Source organism: uncultured Mobiluncus sp., assembly GCF_963511525.1.
Lineage (GTDB): Bacteria > Actinomycetota > Actinomycetes > Actinomycetales > Actinomycetaceae > Mobiluncus.
In genome coordinates this window covers 39,327-59,642 of the sequence record NZ_CAUPIY010000001.1, presented here as the reverse complement: position 1 = coordinate 59,642, position 20,316 = coordinate 39,327, and the positions used below count along the sequence as shown (strand labels likewise).

The window sequence follows — 20,316 nt, the reverse complement described above, 5'->3', positions numbered from 1 at the left end:
TTTGGCCCCTAACTCGTTGGTCCCGGCTTACGTCCGGGCATTCCCAAGAGGGTGCCGCGAGGCTTTTCGAGGTGTGCCGCTTCCCACAGGTCGCCGGCGCGAGAGGGGCGAACGGTGAATACGCCGCCCGGAGTGAGGGCGGAATCCGCCACGAGGTGGTGCGGCGCGCCGTGGGTCACACCGACCGTAACAAAATCCCCGGGACGGACCTTAACGCCTTGGGGAACCGCAAAATGAACCAAACGATTGTCCCGGGCGCGTCCGCTCATTCGCGCGGTAGCTTCGTCTTTGCGGCCACCCGCGGTGACCAGGACTTCCACTGTCCGGCCCTCTTGCTTTTCGTTTTCCTCCAAAGTGATTGTTTCTTGCAGTTCCAAGAGCCTTTGGTAGCGCTGCGCCACGATTTCCGGGTCTACCTGGTCGTCTCGGTCGGCGGCGGGAGTACCGGGACGGCGGGAGTAAATAAACGTAAACGCGGCTTGGAACCGAGCCTCGCGCAGCACGTCAAGGGTGTCTTGAAAGTCAGCTTCAGTTTCGCCGGGAAATCCGACGATGACATCGGTGGTGATGGCGGCTTCGGGAATGGCAGTCCTGACCTGCTCGAGAATTCTTAAGAATCGTTCAGACCGGTAAGACCTGCGCATTTGCCGCAAAATCCGGTCCGAACCGGATTGCAGCGGAAAATGCAGGGAAGGCATCACCGTCGGGGTCTGCGCCATGGCGGCGATGACGTCCTCGGTGAAGGCCGCAGGGTGGGGCGAAGTGAAACGTAAGCGTTCCAGCCCCGGCGTTTTTCCAACAACTCGCAGCAAATCTGCAAAAGCGCCGCGCCTTCCGAAGCTCATTCCGTAGCTGTTCACGTTTTGCCCCAGCAAGGTCACTTCCACGGCTCCCGCATCCACTACCGCCTGTACTTCCGCCAAGATGTCCGCGGGATTCCGGTCCCGTTCCCGACCTCGCAGGGAAGGCACAATACAAAAAGTGCAGGTGTTGTTGCATCCCACCGAGATAGACACCCAGGCTGAAGCCGGAGATTGCCGATGCGCCGGCAGAACGGAGGGGAACACTTTCAGGCTCTCCTCGATTTCCACCGCGGCCTCTTGATTGTGTTCGGCACGTTTCAGCAGCACCGGGAGGGCGTCGATATTATGTGTCCCGAAAACTGCGTCCACCCACGGAGCCCGGTCAAGGATTTTCGCGCCTTCCTGCTGGGCGAAGCATCCTCCCACGGCAATCATCATTCCGGGGCGGTTCCGTTTCACATCTGCCAGCTGTCCCAAATTGCCGTAGAGTTTCGTTCCAGCAGCCTCACGCACCGAGCAGGTATTCAAAACCACCAGGTCAGCCCCACCGTCTCCGGCGTTGGTAGCGCGCGCAGCTTTTTGCGGAACCTCCTCAACCGGCACCCAGCCGGCAGCGTCAAGCAAGCCAGCCATGCGTTCCGAGTCGTGTTCGTTCATCTGGCAGCCAAGCGTTTTCACCAGGTAAGTTCGCGGAGTTTCCATCACCGGCTCATTTTATGTCATGCCGCTGATGCCGTCACTTTCGCCGACTAGCGCCAACTGTCGCGACTGCGCTCCGCGTCCGGGATGTTCAACCAAGGTGAGACACCAGCAACTCCAAAGCCGCCCGCACAAACGCCGCGCGGACTTCTGGGCGAGTTCCGGGCCGGTCGATCTCCCGCACTTCTGTGACCTGCGGAGTGTCCAGACAGACATACCCTCTCCCCGGCGCCACGCCTTCATCCGGGCCAGGACCCGCAACCCCGGTGGTAGACAGCGCGTAATCCGAGTGAAATAACCTTCGTGCCGACTCACTCATCTGTACGGCTACCTGGGGGTCATAAGCGGTGTTCGTTTGCAGCAGCTGTGGGCTTACTCCCAGCACCGCGGTTTTCACCGCATCGGTATACGTCACGACTCCGCCGCGAAATGTTTGGGAGGCTCCGGGGATTCTGACAAAAGCATCCGCCAACAGACCCCCGGTCAGCGATTCCGCGCAGGAAAGCGATTGTCCCTGCTCGGTGAGTTTCCCCAGCGCCCTCGCGGCTAATTCATCAGCCGATACAGCGTCACCCATCGTTTCGTCCCTTCACGATTCATCCCCTCGCTAGCTTCGACCGTCCAGTTTCAGTTCCTCCATCACGGTATTGACTACGGTGGTGGCCAGAGCTGAGGAAAACCCGCGTGTCGCTACATAGCGCCACAGCTTGGCTTTCAATTTGCGACAATCGTCAAAGTTGCTCAAATCCAAGCCCCGGCGCGCCGCCGCAAGTTTGCTCTCTAGCAGGGTCCGGGCGTTTTCCGTTTCCCAGTCTGGATTCTCAGCATCCAGAGCCGCTATGCCCGCGGATATAGACTGGGCATCTAACCCACGCTTTTCCATATCCGCTGCCAACTTGGCTCGGGACATCCCGGGGCGCTGGCAACGCTGACGCAAGAACTCCACGGTGTAGTCTCGGTCATTCAGCCAGCCACGAGCGGCGAAAGCCGCCACCACGTCATCGACAGCCTCGTCACCGAATCCCTTTTCAGCCAGATAGTCACGCATCTGAGATTCGGTAACAGCCCGCCGATCCAGCAGGGACAAACCAGTTTCCGCGGCGGCATCTGCCGCCGCATCCACTACTCGCAAACTCATGAGGCTTTTTGAACCTTCTTGACGGACACGCCCTCATCTGCGGAGTCGTCATCCATCACGACAGCGAGTTTCTTGTCCTCGCCAGTCTCTGCCTGCGCTACCGCGTTCGGATCCTCACGCACGCCCAGAGCGATGAGAATCTTATCTTCGATTTCGGCGCTGAGCTCAGGATTATCCACCAAGAACTTCCGCACGTTCTCTTTGCCTTGCCCCAGCTGCAGTTCGCCGTAGGTAAACCAAGAGCCCGATTTCGTCACGATGCCCGCTTCCACACCAAGGTCAATGAGGCCACCTTCTCGGGAAATGCCCTGACCATACATGATGTCGAATTCGGCCTGGCGGAAAGGCGGCGCCATCTTATTCTTAACGACCTTGGCTCGAGTCCGGTTACCGATAGCGTCCCCATTTTCTTTCAGTGTCTCAATCCGGCGCACATCGATACGCACCGAAGCGTAGAACTTCAATGCTTTCCCGCCGGTAGTGGTTTCAGGCGAGCCAAAGAACACCCCAATCTTTTCGCGCAGCTGGTTAATAAAGATTGCGGTGGTGCCGGTGGCGGATAGCGCCCCGGTAATCTTTCGCAGCGCTTGACTCATTAACCGGGCCTGCAAACCTACGTGGGAATCCCCCATGTCCCCTTCGATTTCAGCCTTCGGCACCAGCGCCGCGACCGAGTCAATAACGATGATGTCCAGGCCGCCGGAGCGAATCAGCATGTCCGCAATCTCTAGCGCCTGTTCCCCAGTGTCGGGCTGCGAAACCAGCAAATTATCAATGTCCACACCCAACTTCTGTGCGTAAACCGGATCGAGAGCGTGCTCCGCATCGATGAAAGCCGCGTTCCCGCCCTGTTTCTGAGCGTTCGCCACCGCGTGCAAAGCCACAGTAGTTTTACCGGAAGATTCTGGACCGTAAATCTCAATAATGCGGCCCCGCGGGAGTCCCCCAATCCCCAAAGCCACGTCCAGGGCTACTGACCCTGTCGGAATGACCGAAACATTCGTGTTCACGGCTGAGTCGCCCAGCCGCATCACGGAACCTTTACCAAACTGCTTATCAATCTGACCAAGTGCAGTTTGCAGCGCTTTCGCGCGCTCGTCTTTTGCCATTGTGTATTCCTTTCATCTGCGCGGCTCTCCGCCGCTCCAATAGTTCGGGTGTGATTGTTGAGCTCCTCTCCGAAGCTCTCAAGATGAACTTACGCCCCACCCCGGAAGCGAAAAATCGAAAGGTTTTTTACCTGTGGAAAAGTCCCTTTTCGACTCATCTGTGGAAAACCCTATATCGAACATTAGTTCGAATCATCCGACACGCCGACTGTTCGTAAAAATTCGCCGCCCAGTGCGATTCTGCGCGCCTCCTACCCCGTCCTACCAAGGCACGTAAACTGGCAATATCCCCCGTAGACCTCCACTTTTGACGATTCTTTTACTAAAGAAACCTGTGTGATAAACCTCACAAAATCCATGATTTCCTAAAATTCATAAACCAATTGTCGATATGAAGGCTGTCGCCAGGAAGGCGGCACAAACGCTAAAGCCACGGAGGGCAAAATGAGCGTCGTACTGGGCACGTCTATGCTCGGGATGAGGAACTACCTCACTCCCGGAATGCAGCAACGCGCTGCCATCCGCTCTTTTGCCAAAGCACACGGAACCCTTACCCAAAGTGGCCAAAACCTTTTAAACGCCCTGGATCGTTTTGACCGTGAACAGCTGATTGCCAGGGAAATCCAGAAGAAAAACGACGCCGCTAAAGAGAAGGCTAATCGTGACGGCAACGCTATTAATGCTTTTAGCAAGGTGGGGTCTTCTGCTGTCAATTCCCGGCACGCTTCTACGATGGCTGGCGCCTACGAATCCCAGGCTTTGAGCTACGCCTCCCAGGCTCGTGTCGCCGCCGCCGCCGGTGATGAGGAACAGGCTCGGGCACTGCAATCTAAGGCTATTCAAGCCGCTGATAACGCAAACAAGATGCACGCCAAGGAAGCCGAGCTGGAACGCAAGGAAGCCGAAGAACGCAAGGCTAAGATCGAGAAGGAAGCCAAGGATCGCATCGAACAGCGCAAGGCCGAAGAAAAGGCCCGCGAAGCGCTCGAAGCCGCCCGCCGACGTCGCGAACTCGAAGCCGAAGAAAAGGCCCGCGAAGCCAAAAACCACCTGCAGGAAGCCCACAAAGCCAAGCTGGAACGCCAAAAGGCCGAAATCGAGGTGTGGGGCAAGCGCGTTCAGGAAGGCCAGTTCTGGATTCACCAAATGCAGCTGGTTCAAGAAGGCAAGCATCCCTCCCAAGCTTGGGCGCAGGCCCAGGTGCAGGCTTTCCGTGATGCCTCCGTGGCTGTCGCGACCGTTGCCCCGGATTACACTCCGGTCCTCACTGCCGCGTAATTCCTTTCAATAGGTTCTTTGGTAACGTTTAGGCGCGACGCGCCGCCCAGTTGGTTTGGTTGCGCAAGGCACCAATCGCCCAGCAGACAAGGAAAATCAGGAACGATATTGTCGTGATGTATGGGCTGATGGGAAGGCCGGGGCCCAGCGACAACAAGATGCCACCTTCCGCTGCGATAAGCGCAAAGACAACCGCCAGGACGTGTTGCTTCAAGGGGCTCGCAGAAACCCGCGCGGCCGCCGCTCCGGGAGTAATCAGTAGCGACAAGACCAGCAGCGCCCCCACCATCTGCACCGCTAGCGCCACGACCAAACCGAGGATAAGCATGAACCACAAATTCATCATTCGTGGGGAAACCCCTTTTGACAGCGCCACCACCGGATCAACCGCAGCGTAATACAGTCGGCGCCCAAACAGAGCTATAGCAACCAAAACCATAACTCCGACCACGGCAAACACGGCCAGCTGGTTTTCATCCACGGACACAATCTGACCCGTCAACAGGCCGAATTTGTTGGCGGAACGCCCTTTGTAAAGCGCCAGGAACAGCACCCCGATGCCCAAGCCGAACGGTAACAGCACGCCGATGAGAGCATTTGTGCCCCAGCGTCGAGTGTAGGTCGCGGACATCAATAGCGCCGCCACGATGGACCCCGCGATGGCTCCGCCGGTGACGCTGGCCCCGAGAAATAGTGCCACCGATGCTCCCGCAAAAGACAGTTCGGACGTTCCGTGAACCGCAAAAGCCGCGTCTCGCAGCTGTACCAGCGGGCTTAAAATTCCTGAAACGACAGCCAGGATTGCCGCGGCGACCAGTGATTCCCGAACCAGCGGTACCAGTTGCCAAAAATCCTGGAAGTTGATGATGGCCTCCATTAGTGGCCCGCCTCCTTCGGATTGTGCGGTGACTCGGCTGATTCAAAATGGCTGGCGTGATGGTGACCGTGCAGGGCTTCCTCCACGAAGCCGGATTCGGTCCCGCTTTGCGCCCCCACCACGAAATACGTTCCGCCCAAGTTGATGACACGGACTTCCTCACCATATAAAGCGGACAATGTTTCGCTGGACATGACCTCTGACACCGAACCGACCGCGGCCCGTCCGAGGGCGATATACACCACGGTATCCAGCAGTTTTTCCACGGGGTTTAACTCGTGAGTCACCAGCAGGATTGCGGTGCCACGCGCTGCCAAGTTGCCAAAAATATTTACTATGTCGGTTTGGTGCTTGAGATCGAGAGACGCCAGCGGTTCGTCAACCAGCAGCAAATCGGGACGCTGCACAATGGCGGCCGCGATACGCAAGCGCTGCAGCTCTCCCCCAGACAGTCCGCTAATCGGCGCGTCCGCGTAGCTCTGCGCCCCGACCAGGTCTATCGCCCGCTCGACTTTGTCCCGCGCCCCGGGGGAAGTCCAGAACCCCAGTTTCGCCCCGTCAAGCCCTAGGTAGACCACATCACGTCCGCGAATCTGCACAGATTTCGGGAAACGTCCGTGTTGCGGAAGGTAAGAAATTTTCGCCGAGCCCTGCCGAAAAATGGTTCCCGCGGCGGGTTTCACGTCACCGAGTACCGACTTTAACAGGGTCGTTTTTCCGGCTCCGTTTTGTCCCAGGATTCCCACGACTTGTCCCGGTTCGACCCGCAGGTTCAAGCCGGAAAATACCTGTCGTGTCCCATATTTCAATGCCAGGTCCCGCATCTCCAACAGCGGTTCTTCGCTCATCTGATTCCTTCCCCAGTCCCCCGGTTGCCTTCCTGGTTCCATCTACCTTAACGGATTTCGTCCGGGCTCCAGGAGATGCGCTCTGTTCTGAAGCCCGGACAGTTCTATACCCTATTCATGTATTATTTCAAAGCCTTATCTATCTGTTCTAAGGCAGTGCCAATCCAGCTGACATAGTCGCTGGCCCCCGCCAAGGTCTCGGTCAGCGTCACCACCGGAATGCCTTTAGTCCCAGCGGCATCCTGCAGTGCCTGAGACACCGGGTCTTCCGTCTGGGAGTTAACCAGCAGCACATCAACTTTCCCCTCCGTAATCAGAGCCTTGGTGTCAGCCTGCGTCTTTACGCTGGGCCCGGATTCCGTTTCGGACTGTTCCACGTATTCTTCGGGAGTCAGATCATGGATACCGGCGTCCTCCAACAGGTAGTTCGCCAAAGGTTCGGTCGCCAGGGAATGCTTTTCGCCCCGCGCCTTAATGTTCTCTGCCTGCGATTCCAATTCATCCAACTTGCTTTGGAATGCCTTTGCAGCATCCTGGTAAGCCGCAGCATTATCGCCGTCAGTCTGGCTCATCGTGTTGGCAACTGCCTTGGCGACTTCGCTCACCGCGTGCAAATCGTAGAACACGTGCTCATTGACGGAGCAATGGTGATGATGATGGTGATGGTGTCCTTCGTGCTCGTGTTCGTGAGCTTCCTCACCCTCGTGCTCGTGCTCATGTTCATGCCCATCCTCATGTTCGTGCGCATCCTCATGTTTATGCGCATCCTCATGTTCATGCGAATCCTCATGTTCATGGCCGTCCTCATGGTCGTGACCTTCCGCGTCGCCACAGTCAATGCCGGCCAGCTCCACGGCATTGAGCACAGTCGGTTTATTGTCCGCTGACTTGGCCAGCTGCAGCGCCCAATCGTCGTAACCCCCGCCGTTCACGATTACTACGGAGGCTTGGTTCACCAGCTTCTTATCTTTCACGCTGGCTTCATAAGAATGAGGATCCAAGTTCGGTTGATCGATGGACGTAATCACGTCTGCCTTGTCCCCCACCACGGCTTTTGCCACGGAAGCCCATACGTCAGTAGAGGCGTACACCGTCGGTTTGTCCGCAGCAGCGTCCCCCCCCGTGTCTTTCGTTTGGGTATCGTTTGCGGTCGAGCAGGCGGTCATGCTCACGGCTAGTGCGGCGGCACCGAACAGGGCGCCAACAGTTTTCAACTTCATATTTTCCTTTCCCCACAGGGGTTATAGTTTTTGTTCTTATTGCGAATCGTTCTCATTATCACTCAACTGGAAAACGCTGTCAAAACGAGACACAATGTTAGGTTAGGAGCGCGAAAACGGGAGGGAAACTACCAATGACCACAGGTAAATCGACACCCCAAAGCCCCGCTCGGCAGCGCAAAACGCGACAATTAGAAGCGGTACTTTCCGCGGTCAGAGGAATGACTGATTTTCAATCAGCAGCTGACATCTTTACAAAACTCCAGCTAAACGGCACCCCCGTAGGATTGGCGACTGTTTACCGCAATCTCGCGGCGCTGGCGGAAGACGGCGTCTTGGACACAGTCAAGTCCGCCGATGGCACTACTCTGTATCGAGAGTGCGAGAGTTCCGAACATCATCACCACCTGGTGTGTCGGAGCTGCGGAAAGACCGAGGAGTTCCATCTGAAAGGGCTGGAGGAAACCCTGAACGAAATGGGCCGGGAAATGGGGTTCTCCGCTTTGAGCCACACGGTGGAGCTGACAGGGGTGTGCTCTAAGTGCTCCGCGAAAAAATAATACCCTTTGCTGTATATTAATTTACTGCAAAATCTGGCCTTTGAGCAGCCCGATTAGCCTATCCAGCACCCGCGCGTCTTGACGCAAACCGTTGTGTTCATATTCACTGGTGACCCACAGACGGCAATCTTTTAAGATGCCAGCGGTTTCAGTCGAGAACTTCAACGGCACGTAGGCATCTTCATAGTAGGCTGCCGCCGCAACCGGTACGTCTGCGCTGGCCAGGCGTTCAGTCGAATAGAGTTGCGTCCATTCATAATTGGCCAGTATGTCGGCCGCTTCGCGCAAAGGCCGCAGTTCAGACGATTCATCGAATAGGTCACGAGGCAGATGCTCTCCCGCGAACAGCGTCCCGTCACGTTTCACTTCCCTCGGCATAGTGCGGCTAGCCGCCCAGCGTGTTGCCACCCCGTCCGCGTAACAAGACTCGTGCATGATGGCATAGAGCGGATTGCGCCCTTCGAACGGCAACATTGCGGCCAAATCATGACGAAATGCCGGCGAGAACGGATCATTTTCCAGCAGTTCATGCAACTTCATACCCCCACCTTGTGCACCCAACACAATCCCCACCGTACGCCAACGATCCGCACCGACCTTGTCGCCATTGGGCGTAATAATCTTCCCCTCCCGGGCCAGATTATAAATCTGGCGCACCCGGTCCCGGTCCTCGGGGAACTGGCGATAATAGGTTTCGGATTTATCCATCATGATTCGCCAAGTTTCGGCGTAAACATCTTCAATGGGATGCCCCACTGCCGTCAGTCCGCCGGTCAGGATAGTTCCAGACAGCCCTTCGGGGTGGGAGCTGAGGTAGCGCACGGAAGTGAAACCCCCGAATGACTGCCCCAGCAGCGTCCAGCGTTTCCCGCCCAGGTAATCGCGCAGCGCTTCGGCATCCCGAACAATCTCATCGGCACGCAAGTGCGTCAGGTATTCAGCCTGTTCAGATGGGGTTAGCCCCGCCAGAGGTCCGAAATCCGGATCCGCCGAAACCGGGGTGGATTTCCCGGTACCGCGCTGATCGAGCATAACGACCTGATAGTCCTCAAGGGCACGAGGCAGCCAGGTCGGCTGCGGCGAGGGGTACAACGCGGGCCGGGCCGCCTCATGTCCGGGTCCGCCTTGTAGGAACAGCAGGTAGGGTCGCTTTTCCCCGTCCTTACCGGTGACGACTCGTGCAAATATTTCTATCATTCCCGCAGCTGGATTGAGATGGTCCAGCGGCACTTGCAAAGTAATCTCACGTAGTTTCAGTCCCGGCAACAGTTTCACTTCATCACTCATGTGTTTCAGCTTAATGCCACCTGCTTGGCTTGGCCTTAGACTTGAAGACATGTTTTGCGAATACTTTGAGGCGCGGGTCTGCCGGTCGTGCCCCCTCATGGGGGTGCCTTACAGCCAGCAGGTGCGGGACAAGGAACGGGCCTCACGCCGAGCTTTGGCCTCTCTGGACCGTCCCTCCTCGCGACGAAATCCCGCTCAGACACCCGCTGCGAAGTCGCATTTCGAGTGGCTGCCAACCTACCGCAGCCCCCAGAAAGAATTTCGCAATAAGGCAAAAATGGTGGTGTCGGGGTCCAAGAAGTCGATTGTGCTGGGACTGGCCCCCTCTAAGGATCATCCCGCTGGCGTCGATTTACAGTCGTGTCCGCTGTATGTACCGGCAATTCGCGCCGCTTTCGCGCCTATTCGGGCTTGGCTGCAGCACCTCGGTGCCCGCCCCTATAACATCGCCACCGCTAAGGGCGAAGTCAAATACGTGCTGTTCAGCGCCAATCCTGCGGGCGAGTTGATGGTGCGTCTGGTGTTGCGTTCGAAAGCTGCCCTACATCGGATTGAAAATACGTGGTCCGAGCTTCAGGCCGAGTTGCCCCACCTGCGGGTGTTTTCGGTCAATATTCAGCCCGAACACACCACCGTCATTGAAGGGCGGGAGGAAATCATCCTTTCAGATGAAAAATATATACATATGCCCGGTATCGGCACGGATTTATGGCTGGCGCCGGGGGCGTTTTTCCAGACGAATACCGCCGCATCGCAGGCTATGTATACGCAAGCTGCTGCTTGGGCACGGGAACTCCAGCCGGAAACCGCTTGGGATTTGTATTGCGGAGTGGGCGGATTTGCCTTTGCACTGAGTTCCGCCGGGGTTGCGCAGGTGACGGGCGTGGAAGTCGTGGGGCCGGCTATTGATGGCGCGAAGAAGGCCGTGGCCGAAATGGCGGGTGCGGCTGCGGCTAGCCCGGTGGGGCAGGGAGTTGAGAGCACCGTTGCGAGCTCCCGCGGTGACGCTGTGGCTAGGCCGCATTTCATTACCGCCGATGCGACTAAGTGGGCTACTAATCAAAAACTTGTACCGCCAGATTTGGTGGTGGTGAACCCACCGCGGCGCGGGCTCGGGCCTGAATTATCCTCCTGGCTGGAGCACTCCGGTATCCCCCACCTCATCTATTCCTCCTGTTTCCAGGAAACCCTGGTGGAGGACCTACGCCGAATGCGTTCCTACCGGATTACCGCAGCCAAACTGGTAGACATGTTCCCGCATACCTCACATGTCGAGACGGTAGTATTGATGTCACAAGTTAAATAAGGATAAACACGGATAACAACGTAGAGGAAAAAGAAACGACCTTTTTCTTCTCACTGCCATTTACGATGATAAACTCTATGTGGACAGGGTTAGGAGGAGTGGGGTGTGGACAATAAGATGTTCTGGTAGCTAAGAGAGAGTAGTCTCTTTACACTGCCACGACGGGGAATATCAGAATGTGTAAATTAGCATTTGAAGGAGAAATCAATGAGCTTAGATGAATTGAGGAATGATATCATCATAAAGCAGAAAAAAGGTCTGCCGTTTATTCTTACGTCCGTCGTAATATGGTTATTGATTACGGTTGTCGCAGCATTGGATATAAATATTGCGATGAAAAATATCTTGGTGTTTTGTTGCTCAACGCCTATGCTTCCGCTGTCATGGCTGATAGGGAAGAAAATTGGTGTGGATATATTTTCAAAGGACAACGAGTTGGGAAATTTAGGGTTTTTATTTACAATGAATCAGATTTTATATCTTCTCATTGTAATATGGGTGTTTAACGCCGTACCTGATAAAATGATTATGGTGTACGCAATGGTCTTTGGCGCACATTTACTGCCGTATTCATGGCTGTACAAATCAAAAGTCTACCAGGTTTTCGCAATTATCATTCCTGTTTTATCGCTTGTTTTAGGAAATCTTTTTGGCGGATTTGTTGTTGCAGGAACAGCTGCAGCCGCCGAAATTGCCTTTGTCTTTATATTGCGAAATGAACTGAATGGTATATAGATAAGTAAATGGAATTCTTTATTGAATATGTTCACAAACGCAATAACTACAAAAAGGACACATTTAGCATATGACGAAAGAGAAGACAGACAGAGTCTTAAGCATAGCCATTTCATGCATAGCAATCAGCGCTGCTGCTTTCGGTTTATTTTATTCAAATGCTGGTGAAGCTTTCTAGGTAAAGAACTTATACGGCCAACAAGTGGAACTGTATGAAAACGGAATATATGCCTACAATTCTTGATGACTGTAACCGGCAGGTTTGGTGCAGATTGGATAGGCATTGTCAGAGGTATATTCATGATCTTACTGTCATTTTTGGATGAAAGAAATTATGGGTCCGCACACTAAGGATGGCTCAATACTTTTCGTTCATATATTATTACCCTGCTTAAATATTTAGCGTGTCTATGAATGCATTGTATTTATTAAATGTATCAGAATTTGGATTAAGCATTTTCACTTCAATGGTATTATGGAATAGATATACTAATATGGTCAAAGTAAAAGCTGATACAAAAAACAGCAGAAATATTGGAATCAGCTTATGTCTTGCAATATCCGGAATGCTTACAATCATTATCTGGTTTTTTTGATTGTGCCATATGTCACAGCAAATAATTACAGTGAACTTTTCGGCGTTCTTACAACTGAGGCCACTTACGCAATTGACTTGGGAGTCTTATACCCTGGATTGATAATATGTGCACTATTGATTAGTAGTAAAAAAGATATCGGATACAAAACCGCTCCCATTTTCCATATATCCTATTTGGCGTTGGCACTATGGTTATCTTGCAGTCTGTATACTGCAGCAAGTTAGGAATAGATTTACCGGTGCCTGCCTTAATAGGTACAGTATTATCATTTGTTGTGATTTGCACCTTTGCAATAGTATTTTATGTAAGTCGCTGAATTTCTTTGAAGAGGCTTGAATAATAGAAAATTTCACTTTACAGGAGCAGATTTCCAAATACATAAGAGGAACATTAGAAACATAAAGTAAGATTAACGGTAATAGACAAGAAACTATACCCCGAACTTCGACAGGCATATTGTGCTGATTTTCACTCTGCAGCATGTCCTTGTTATAATATTGGAGATATATTTGATTTTACCGTGATAATAAGCATGACGATTTTTGGCACATGGGACTTGGCACACTAGTAAAAACCTCTGCCGATCCTGGTACTGTTGCTGGTGGACCTAAGATACCGCATTGCTCGGAATTATGGGATACAATCAGTCGTTATATCTATTCCGGTCTACAAGGCGGTTCCATAATGAAAGGCTGGATGGCAAAGGAAAATGAAATGATAGCCTGCTGTTCTGATGGAACAAGACCGGTTATCTTCAAGATAGAACGGATTGATTACGAAGACTAATCCCGGTTAGTAAGGATACTTAAGCTCAAAATTATACCTTAGATACGCACGTTCCAACGACAATCCCATTGCCATCTTCCATCATGCAACGAGCGTTACGATCAGCTTCTTGATGGAGGGTTATCATCAGGGTAGTCTTGAAACATGTAGAGTGTGTCGTTTTGATGTCAAGGGCTGACTAGATGGGCACGTCCACTCTACCCCCCCCGTGAGGTGCACGAATCCGGTCCTGACTAATTGGGATGGCGAAATCCGTTATATGCTAGTATAATTTCTAAAGCAGGAGACTCGCCCACAAAGGAGGCACTAAAATGGCGAATAGCAGGAAGTTCGTAGCAGAGACAAGAGACATTAGCTTAACTGTGAAGAGAGCTGATTCATTCAATATTAGCTATGTTAACTGCGAAAAAGGCAAATTTAAACTCGAAGAAGATCAAAACGCTATAAGACTTATTCAAACAGAAAAAATATCACCTTTTTACTGGTTACAGTGGTTATCTAAAGACAGTCCCGAAGTCATCGTTACGTTGCCAGAAAATATTGATATCTGCGAGATTGAAGCTGAATCAAATCAAGTCATAATAACAGATATCAAGACTGACAAGATTTATGCAGAGGTTCAAAATGACAAGGTAGAAGCAAGAATTGTTGAGGCTAATGATATCTTTCTAAAATGCCTTAATGGTTCTACTGTGGCTAAAAATGTCGAAGTAGCCAACGTATGCACGGTTGAGACAATCAATGGCGCGAGTGTCCTAGAAGGATTAATTACCAAAGACGCCGGTCTGGAAGTAGCCTACGAGAATGGAATTACTGAGATTTCTGATAAGAATAAAGCCAATCTTGGCTATAAATCAGACGAATGTGCTCACTATGTCGTACATTGCCTTAATGGAAAAGCTGTTGTGAAGTAATACGCTTAGGGCGTTTTTATAACCAGCACCATCACCAGTTACAAAAACAGACCATTGGATAACTACTGCATGTTGGATGCTGAGATGACAAGCATATCCGCATTCTATGCTGAGATTAGTTAGAAACAATAAAATTTTAGATTGTTACAAGTAGCTAATTTAACACTTTTAACAATAACACATTTTTATCGTTAAAAAATTGCTTCCACAGTACACCCTGTTACTCAATAGAATGTCGATGTACTAGACATGCATGCAATATGCGTAGAGCGTCTGGCATTGCTCTCACAAAATGATATGCTTAAATAAGTTTTCTCCTAACATGTCGACATCCAAACTATGGCAAAGCAAAGTTAGTAATTAAAGGAAGCAATACTTATGTTGTTTACAGAAGCAGTCCTCTTATGTGCGATATTCTTTATTCTTTGCTTTTTAGGAACCGGAACTGACGCCAAAAACTTAAAGAATTACAGTTCTTATCCTGATGAGGTACAGATCAGAATTAGCGCTATCCCGGAATACCAACACCAGTTCAAGGAACAGAATCCTTTCCTAACCTTTACCGCCAATTTTCTCCTCTTCCTAGTCATATTATTTGTTTTCGGGATATTTATCCGCCAGAGCAACTTTGCGCAAAATTTCCTCTCCCTGCTGATTCTCGGACAAACCTTGAACGTTTTCGACCTAATTGTCATTGATTTGTTGTGGTGGCAACGTACCCCGCGCATCAGATTCTCAAAGCTCCCCCAACCCGCTCTCTACCAGGACCCACGAAAGCACATCTCCGCTTTCATCAGGGCGTTCATCATGTACTTTGCCATCGCCCTAATCGATGGCTACCTGCTGACTCTATTTTGAAACCTATACCCTGAACGCCCGTCTAACCTATGGGCGTGATTACCCCTGAACTACTAGCATAGAAACCGTGGTGTCCTCGGATTCGGAGCAACAAAACAATCCTCGCTGGTCGCGGACTATTTCGCGCGGAGCGTTCACGTTTATTGTCCTGATGGGTATCGTGTCCATGTTCTCAGATATGACACACGAGGGCGCTCGCTCGGTTTTGGGTGAGTATCTGCACCTGACCGGGGCGTCAGCGGCAGCGATTGGTTTTGTCTCCGGTTTTGGGGAACTTTGCGGCTACTCATTGCGCCTGCTCTCAGGCTTTTGGGCAGACAAGACCAAACACTACTGGGGTTTGATTATTTTTGGCTACACCATCCAGGTGCTTGCCATCCCCGCTCTCGCGCTCGTTCCCGACAATGGCTGGATTTTTGCCTGCAGCTTGGTGGTTTTGGAACGCGTGGGCAAAGCCATTAAGAAACCCGCGAAAAACACCTTGGTCAGCTTCGCAGCGGACGAAATCGGTACTGGTAAAGGCTTCGCGCTGCAGGAATTCCTCGACCAACTCGGCGCATTCCTGGGTCCTCTGCTGCTGTTCCTCGTTGGTCTGATTATCGGCACGCAAGACCTGTTCGGAACTTACCGCCTCGGCTTTCTCACCTTGGGCATTCCCGCGCTCATCACCATCGCGCTCACCGTGTTAGCCTGGCACTTCTATCCACACCCCGAAAATTTTGACCAGCCCGTCACCCCACCGGAAAACGCTACCACTCCGACTGACCCGCCCCGAGAACCTTGTGCGCCCGACCCGACCCGCGAGACCCCCACCGGCGATACCTTTACGAACGGCGCCCCCACAAGCGCGTTACCCTCCGTTTCCGCGACCGCCCCGAGTTTTCGTTTCAACCGAGCTTTTGCCCTCTATATGGCCGCTATCTGCTTGTTCGCTTTCGGTTTCGCGGACTTCACGCTGGTTACTCTGCATGCCGCGAAAACTGCGGCATTCCCAAAAGCGGCATTAGCGCTGCTCTACGCGGGGGCGATGGTGGTCGACGCCATAGCCGCACTCATTTTTGGAACCTGGTTCGACCGTATCGGCTTGCGGGCGCTCATTGTCTCAACCCTTCTGACGACACCGTTTTCAGCATTCGTATTCCTGAGCGGCAATCCCTGGTTCATCAGCATTGGCATTGTTCTGTGGGGTCTGGGAATGGGCGCCCAAGAAAGCATCATGAAAGCTGCGGTAGCCAAAATTATGCCCAAGAATCGTCGCGCCACCGGGTTCGGCGTTTTCGAAACCGGCTTCGGAATCGCCTGGTTCCTCGGGTCTTGGCTGATAGGCGCGCTCTATGAGGTCAATATCCCCGCGATGGTTGCAGTTTCAATCATTTCGCAGCTCGCGTCCGTGGGATTTTACCTCCTGACCCTGAAATCTTTGTCGATTTTACCCCCACAATGACCAAACTCACCCAGAAATTAGATGTTTTAACGTTAGGCTTAACGCGTGAACTCTCCGGATCTGACCCCCGCTACGCAAGGACCACGTCGGTGGCCGCGTTCCTGGAATCCCGGCATTTTTCATGCCAAGAAGGAGACCATTGAACCGCTGGAAATCCCCACTACCAGGTGGAAATTCGCCCTCCTGCTGACTCAGGTCGGCATTTATGCCTGTTTATTTGCCCCCATTCAGCTGCTCATCGGCCTGCAAGCCTCGATGATAGCTAACGACCAAAAGGAAATTGTGCTATCCGTAGTTACCGGCTGCGGGGCATTCATGGCGATGATTGCCGCTCCCATTTTCGGAGCGCTGTCTGACCGGACTTACTCAAAATACGGACGCCGGGCGCCTTGGGTCTTGGGCGGGGTTTTATGTGGAGTTTTCGCGCTCGCAGGCTTGACTTTGTCGTGGTGTCCCGCGTCTTTGGCGGGAACGTGGGTCTTGACCCAGGCGGCGCTAAACGCCGCATTTATCGCTACCAGCGCCATTCCGAACGATTCTGTCAGGATTGAGTACCGCGGCGAAATGGGCGGCTGGTTGGGAGCTGGTCAGACCCTAGGGTCTTTGATTGGGGTGGGATTGGCTGCCCTTTGTACGAACTTCATCAGCAACTACATGGGCATCGTGGCAGCCTACGTTGTCTTAGTGTTGCTACTGACCATCTGTGTGACCCCCTACTTGTGGAACTCCAACGACCGTTTCCTCGGTGCTCGCCGAGACCCGATCCCCATCAAAAAGTTTTTCCAGCGATTCTGGGTTCCGCCGCGCAAATACCCGGATTTCATCTGGACTTGGCTCTCGCGACTCCTGATGTTCATACCTTTCATGACGATAACGCTTTACCTGCTGTATTACCTCGAAGATGTGCTGCATTACCCGAATCCGACTACAGGTGTCCTGATTTTGTCCACGATTTATGCGGTGCTCACCATGATTAGCGCCTTCATCATCGGTTTTGTCGCCGACTATCTGATGAAGTACCGCCGGCTCATCTTCATTTCCTCAGTCACCATGGCGATTGGCAGCCTCATCCTTGCGTTCTTGCAAACTTGGACTTGGACGATTCTCGCTGCGGTCTTTATTGGGATTGGCCAGGGTATTTTCATCACGGTAACTTTTGCGATTACCACCCGAGTCCTTCCTCCCACTGACGATTCCGGTCGTGACCTCGGTGTTTTAAACATTTCCGCGACCCTCCCGCAGGTGTTAGCCCCCATTTTTGGAGTTCCGTTAATTGTTCTCATCGCCAGCTATTCCGTGGGCTACACGGTCTTGTTCAGCGCTATGGCCGTGATGTTTGTGATTGGCGGGCTGATGATATACAAGGTCAAATCGGTAGAGTAATCGGGTCTCGTTTCTCAAGCGGCACCGCCGCCAGAATGGAGGGAAAATGACGCAGTCACAAGCCGTAGTGGACAGTTTTGGGGTTCCGTTGCTTCCCCTCGGGTGCGGCGACGACATCTCAGGTTCCCCGGTCGCGAGAATTCCTCAACTGGGTTTCGGCACCTATAAAATTGCTCCCGAAAATGCCCAAGAAATCGTGGAGAACGCGGTGGAAGTGGGGTATCGGCACATTGATACCGCCCAAATGTATGGAAACGAAGCGGAAGTTGGCGCGGCCCTGCGGGCATCGGGAATCGCGCGCAGCGAGTTCTTCTTAACCACTAAACTGAACAATCCCCATCACGAGCCCGATGTGGCCCGCCGCACTTTTGCCGAGTCATTGCAGCGTCTGCAAACCGATTACGTGGATTTGTTCCTCATTCACTGGCCGATGCCCGAGGCTTACGGCGGGGACTATCCCGGTTTGTGGCGGGTGTTGCAAGAGTTCGTGGCGGATGGGCGAGCCCGTCACGTGGGGGTGTCGAACTTTGAAGTTTCGCATCTGCAGCGACTGCTGGCTGAGACGGGGATTTTTCCGCAGGTCAACCAGGTCGAGGCACACCCGTGGTTTGCCAATAACGCGGTTAGGGAATTCACCAAAGCACATGGCGGGGTCATTGAGGCCTGGTCTCCCCTGGCGCGGGGTCGGTTCTTTGACACCCCGGTTTTGATTGAGACCGCCAAACGCCTGGGGTGGACCCCGGCTCAAGTCGTGTTGCGTTGGGCTCTTGAGCGCGGGGACGTGGTCATCCCAAAGTCGAATCATGTTGAGCGGATGCGGGAGAACTTTGCCGTGCTGGAGTTTGAGTTGGATGCGCCCGCGCGAGCGGCTCTCGACAGTCTGGATCGTGGTGAGGCGGGCCGCACTGGATCGCACCCCGACCACGTAAACGGCGCGAAATAAACGTTTCCCGGGCTTCTGACTGGAATCACCGGCGTATTGCGGTCATCAGTCCCGCGGCTCGCGGTACTTGTGAATCTGGCCCTCACCGGTAACGCCATCGATAGCGTAAACCGAAAGCCAACCGTCCTTTTCCACCCCGGATTCGAGGTCGATGACCCCGGGATTCACAAAGTTTTCTCGGCTTTCGTTGCGATGACCGTGCAGTTGGACGATTTCATGGTCCCCCATTTCAGGGAAATTTTTGAACTCGTAGCGCCGCCGGTAGGTGTTGGCGCGAGTTCCCACCCCGAAGATAAAGTAATCATCAGGCAAATCACAATAACCGGTGCGGCGGATTTCGCGGATGGTTTCGGGATATATCCCGCCGTGGGATACAAAATATTCGCGAGCTCCCGGGCGCTTCTCCGGTCCAGATTTCGTTCCCGGAGCATCGGAAACTGAGGGTGTGGCGGGCGTCCCCCCGACTCGGAAGTCATAGAACGGCACGGTGGAACGATACCAGTCTTCGAGTTGTTGGCGGGTCGCGCCAGCGGTCAGTAACTGTTTCACAGATTCCTCGGTGGCGCTCTTGGTGCCTCGTCCTTTCAAGGCGTTCAAAAGGGATTTCTCATGGTTTCCGGTGATCACCACGTTGTCTACGGAGCGCAGGATTTTCCAAACTTTTCCGGCATCGGGGCCGCGGTCAAACAGGTCTCCCACAAAAATCCACTTGGCATCCGGAGTGCCCAGTTCTGCCACAGCCTGTTCCAAGGCGCCCCCGCAGGACTGCACATCGCCAACCACTCGCACCGGCCGATTGCCCAGGTCAACCTGACAAGTTTTAAAACAATCCAGCATCTGCGCCGGGGTGATGGTCTGCGGCGGCGGAACAGAATCGAAGCGATCCAAGAATGACTCAATATCAGGAATCCGGTCTCCCCCGCGTTTGAGGTTACGGGACAGCAATTCCTCCCGGCTAACCTGGGTAAAGTCCACCGCTAAGACGTCGTAGCCGTGAGAATCCGCCAGCGCTTCCCACTGCGAACGAGAGCGGGGCGAGGCGTTGACCGCATCGATGATGACCGGAGAGCCCAGAAACATCAAGTTATCAGCTTGTTCTTGCACAATGCGGCGGGTCAAACGCTGCAAATGCTCCCCGGCGATTAAGACCTTGTCGCCATCGAGAGCGGGAACATAGCGGGAAAACATACGGCGCACTTCATCAGCGCTGACGGAAAACTCTTCGAGCTTATTTTCCTGCACAAACGTCGTTTTGCCGGCCCCCTGCGGGCCATAAAGTATAAAAAGTTTGCGCATCTCTCCGCCACTTTCGCGTGTTTTCGCCTCGTTCTCTCGGGATTTTAGACAGAATGCCGGAATTCCTCTGACTCCGGCCTCCACCTAGATGAGGCTCCTCTTACATCCATTTCTATCAGATTCTCAGCGTTTTTTACAAACACTTAACTTACCCCGGTTGAGATTTATATTGCTCTTGCTTTAATTTGAAATTTTCTTTAGCTTTTTATGTCTGCTGTTCCTCACGACTGTTT

Annotated in this window: 19 protein-coding genes; 10 read left to right on the top strand and 9 right to left on the bottom strand. The window is 53.2% G+C overall.

What is annotated here, in order from left to right; translation table 11 throughout:
- Positions 1-8: 8 nt before the first annotated feature.
- The 4 genes from miaB to recA form a co-directional block, all read right to left on the bottom strand.
- The gene (gene miaB / locus RQ935_RS00275; protein ID WP_311496958.1) at positions 9-1,505 is read right to left on the bottom strand and encodes a tRNA (N6-isopentenyl adenosine(37)-C2)-methylthiotransferase MiaB; all 1,497 of its coding nucleotides are present in this window, start codon (positions 1,503-1,505) and stop codon (positions 9-11) included.
- A gap of 88 nt (positions 1,506-1,593) precedes the next feature.
- Positions 1,594-2,079, bottom strand: a complete 486-nt coding sequence (locus RQ935_RS00270) for a CinA family protein (RefSeq protein WP_311496697.1) — start codon at positions 2,077-2,079, stop codon at positions 1,594-1,596.
- Positions 2,080-2,109: 30 nt separating this feature from the next.
- Positions 2,110-2,640, bottom strand: a complete 531-nt coding sequence (locus RQ935_RS00265; protein ID WP_311496696.1) for a regulatory protein RecX — start codon at positions 2,638-2,640, stop codon at positions 2,110-2,112.
- Entirely contained in the window at positions 2,637-3,749 is a 1,113-nt protein-coding gene (recA, locus tag RQ935_RS00260) for a recombinase RecA (protein ID WP_311496695.1), read from the bottom strand. The genes RQ935_RS00265 and recA overlap by 4 nt, the downstream gene beginning before the upstream one ends.
- Positions 3,750-4,193: 444 nt before the next feature.
- Here recA and RQ935_RS00255 point away from each other — a divergent pair, with 444 nt between their 5' ends.
- Positions 4,194-5,027, top strand: coding sequence for an exopolyphosphatase (locus RQ935_RS00255; protein WP_311496694.1), 834 nt, complete (start codon positions 4,194-4,196; stop codon positions 5,025-5,027).
- A 28-nt stretch (positions 5,028-5,055) separates the two neighbouring features.
- Here RQ935_RS00255 and RQ935_RS00250 read toward each other — a convergent pair whose 3' ends face one another.
- The 3 genes from RQ935_RS00250 to RQ935_RS00240 all read right to left on the bottom strand — a co-directional run bounded on the left by RQ935_RS00250 (position 5,056) and on the right by RQ935_RS00240 (position 7,972).
- Positions 5,056-5,904 (bottom strand): metal ABC transporter permease, encoded by an 849-nt coding sequence (locus RQ935_RS00250; RefSeq protein ID WP_311496693.1) that lies wholly within the window; start codon positions 5,902-5,904, stop codon positions 5,056-5,058.
- On the bottom strand, positions 5,904-6,752 hold the full coding sequence (locus tag RQ935_RS00245) for a metal ABC transporter ATP-binding protein (protein ID WP_311496692.1): 849 nt from the start codon (positions 6,750-6,752) through the stop codon (positions 5,904-5,906). Before RQ935_RS00245 ends, RQ935_RS00250 begins: the two co-directional genes overlap by 1 nt.
- A 122-nt stretch (positions 6,753-6,874) precedes the next feature.
- The gene (locus tag RQ935_RS00240; protein WP_311496691.1) at positions 6,875-7,972 is read right to left on the bottom strand and encodes a metal ABC transporter solute-binding protein, Zn/Mn family; all 1,098 of its coding nucleotides are present in this window, start codon (positions 7,970-7,972) and stop codon (positions 6,875-6,877) included.
- A gap of 134 nt (positions 7,973-8,106) precedes the next feature.
- On the opposite strand from RQ935_RS00240, the gene RQ935_RS00235 reads away from it, so the two are divergent.
- The gene (locus RQ935_RS00235) at positions 8,107-8,532 is read left to right on the top strand and encodes a transcriptional repressor (protein WP_311496690.1); all 426 of its coding nucleotides are present in this window, start codon (positions 8,107-8,109) and stop codon (positions 8,530-8,532) included.
- Between the two features lie 21 nt (positions 8,533-8,553).
- On the opposite strand, the gene RQ935_RS00230 is transcribed toward RQ935_RS00235, so the two are convergent.
- A complete protein-coding gene (locus tag RQ935_RS00230) occupies positions 8,554-9,819 on the bottom strand; it encodes an alpha/beta fold hydrolase (RefSeq protein ID WP_311496689.1) in 1,266 nt (421 codons plus the stop codon).
- Between the two features lie 277 nt (positions 9,820-10,096).
- On the opposite strand from RQ935_RS00230, the gene rlmC reads away from it, so the two are divergent.
- From rlmC to RQ935_RS00195, 8 genes are all read left to right on the top strand, one after another.
- The gene (gene rlmC / locus RQ935_RS00225) at positions 10,097-11,125 is read left to right on the top strand and encodes a 23S rRNA (uracil(747)-C(5))-methyltransferase RlmC (protein ID WP_399531799.1); all 1,029 of its coding nucleotides are present in this window, start codon (positions 10,097-10,099) and stop codon (positions 11,123-11,125) included.
- 207 nt (positions 11,126-11,332) lie between these two features.
- A complete protein-coding gene (locus tag RQ935_RS00220; protein WP_004013070.1) occupies positions 11,333-11,860 on the top strand; it encodes a DUF7010 family protein in 528 nt (175 codons plus the stop codon).
- A 1,148-nt stretch (positions 11,861-13,008) separates the two neighbouring features.
- A complete protein-coding gene (locus RQ935_RS09790; RefSeq protein WP_399531676.1) occupies positions 13,009-13,245 on the top strand; it encodes a TIGR04076 family protein in 237 nt (78 codons plus the stop codon).
- Between the two features lie 311 nt (positions 13,246-13,556).
- Complete coding sequence (locus tag RQ935_RS00215) at positions 13,557-14,159, top strand: DUF4097 family beta strand repeat-containing protein (protein WP_311496687.1); 603 nt, start codon at positions 13,557-13,559, stop codon at positions 14,157-14,159.
- Between the two features lie 378 nt (positions 14,160-14,537).
- Positions 14,538-15,017 (top strand): ABC transporter permease, encoded by a 480-nt coding sequence (locus RQ935_RS00210; protein ID WP_311496686.1) that lies wholly within the window; start codon positions 14,538-14,540, stop codon positions 15,015-15,017.
- A 67-nt stretch (positions 15,018-15,084) separates the two neighbouring features.
- On the top strand, positions 15,085-16,461 hold the full coding sequence (locus RQ935_RS00205; protein ID WP_311496685.1) for an MFS transporter: 1,377 nt from the start codon (positions 15,085-15,087) through the stop codon (positions 16,459-16,461).
- A gap of 45 nt (positions 16,462-16,506) precedes the next feature.
- Complete coding sequence (locus tag RQ935_RS00200) at positions 16,507-17,844, top strand: MFS transporter (RefSeq protein ID WP_311496684.1); 1,338 nt, start codon at positions 16,507-16,509, stop codon at positions 17,842-17,844.
- Between the two features lie 46 nt (positions 17,845-17,890).
- Positions 17,891-18,787 (top strand): aldo/keto reductase, encoded by an 897-nt coding sequence (locus tag RQ935_RS00195; RefSeq protein WP_311496683.1) that lies wholly within the window; start codon positions 17,891-17,893, stop codon positions 18,785-18,787.
- A 45-nt stretch (positions 18,788-18,832) separates the two neighbouring features.
- On the opposite strand, the gene RQ935_RS00190 is transcribed toward RQ935_RS00195, so the two are convergent.
- Entirely contained in the window at positions 18,833-20,083 is a 1,251-nt protein-coding gene (locus tag RQ935_RS00190) for an AAA family ATPase (RefSeq protein WP_311496682.1), read from the bottom strand.
- Positions 20,084-20,316: the final 233 nt, after the last annotated feature.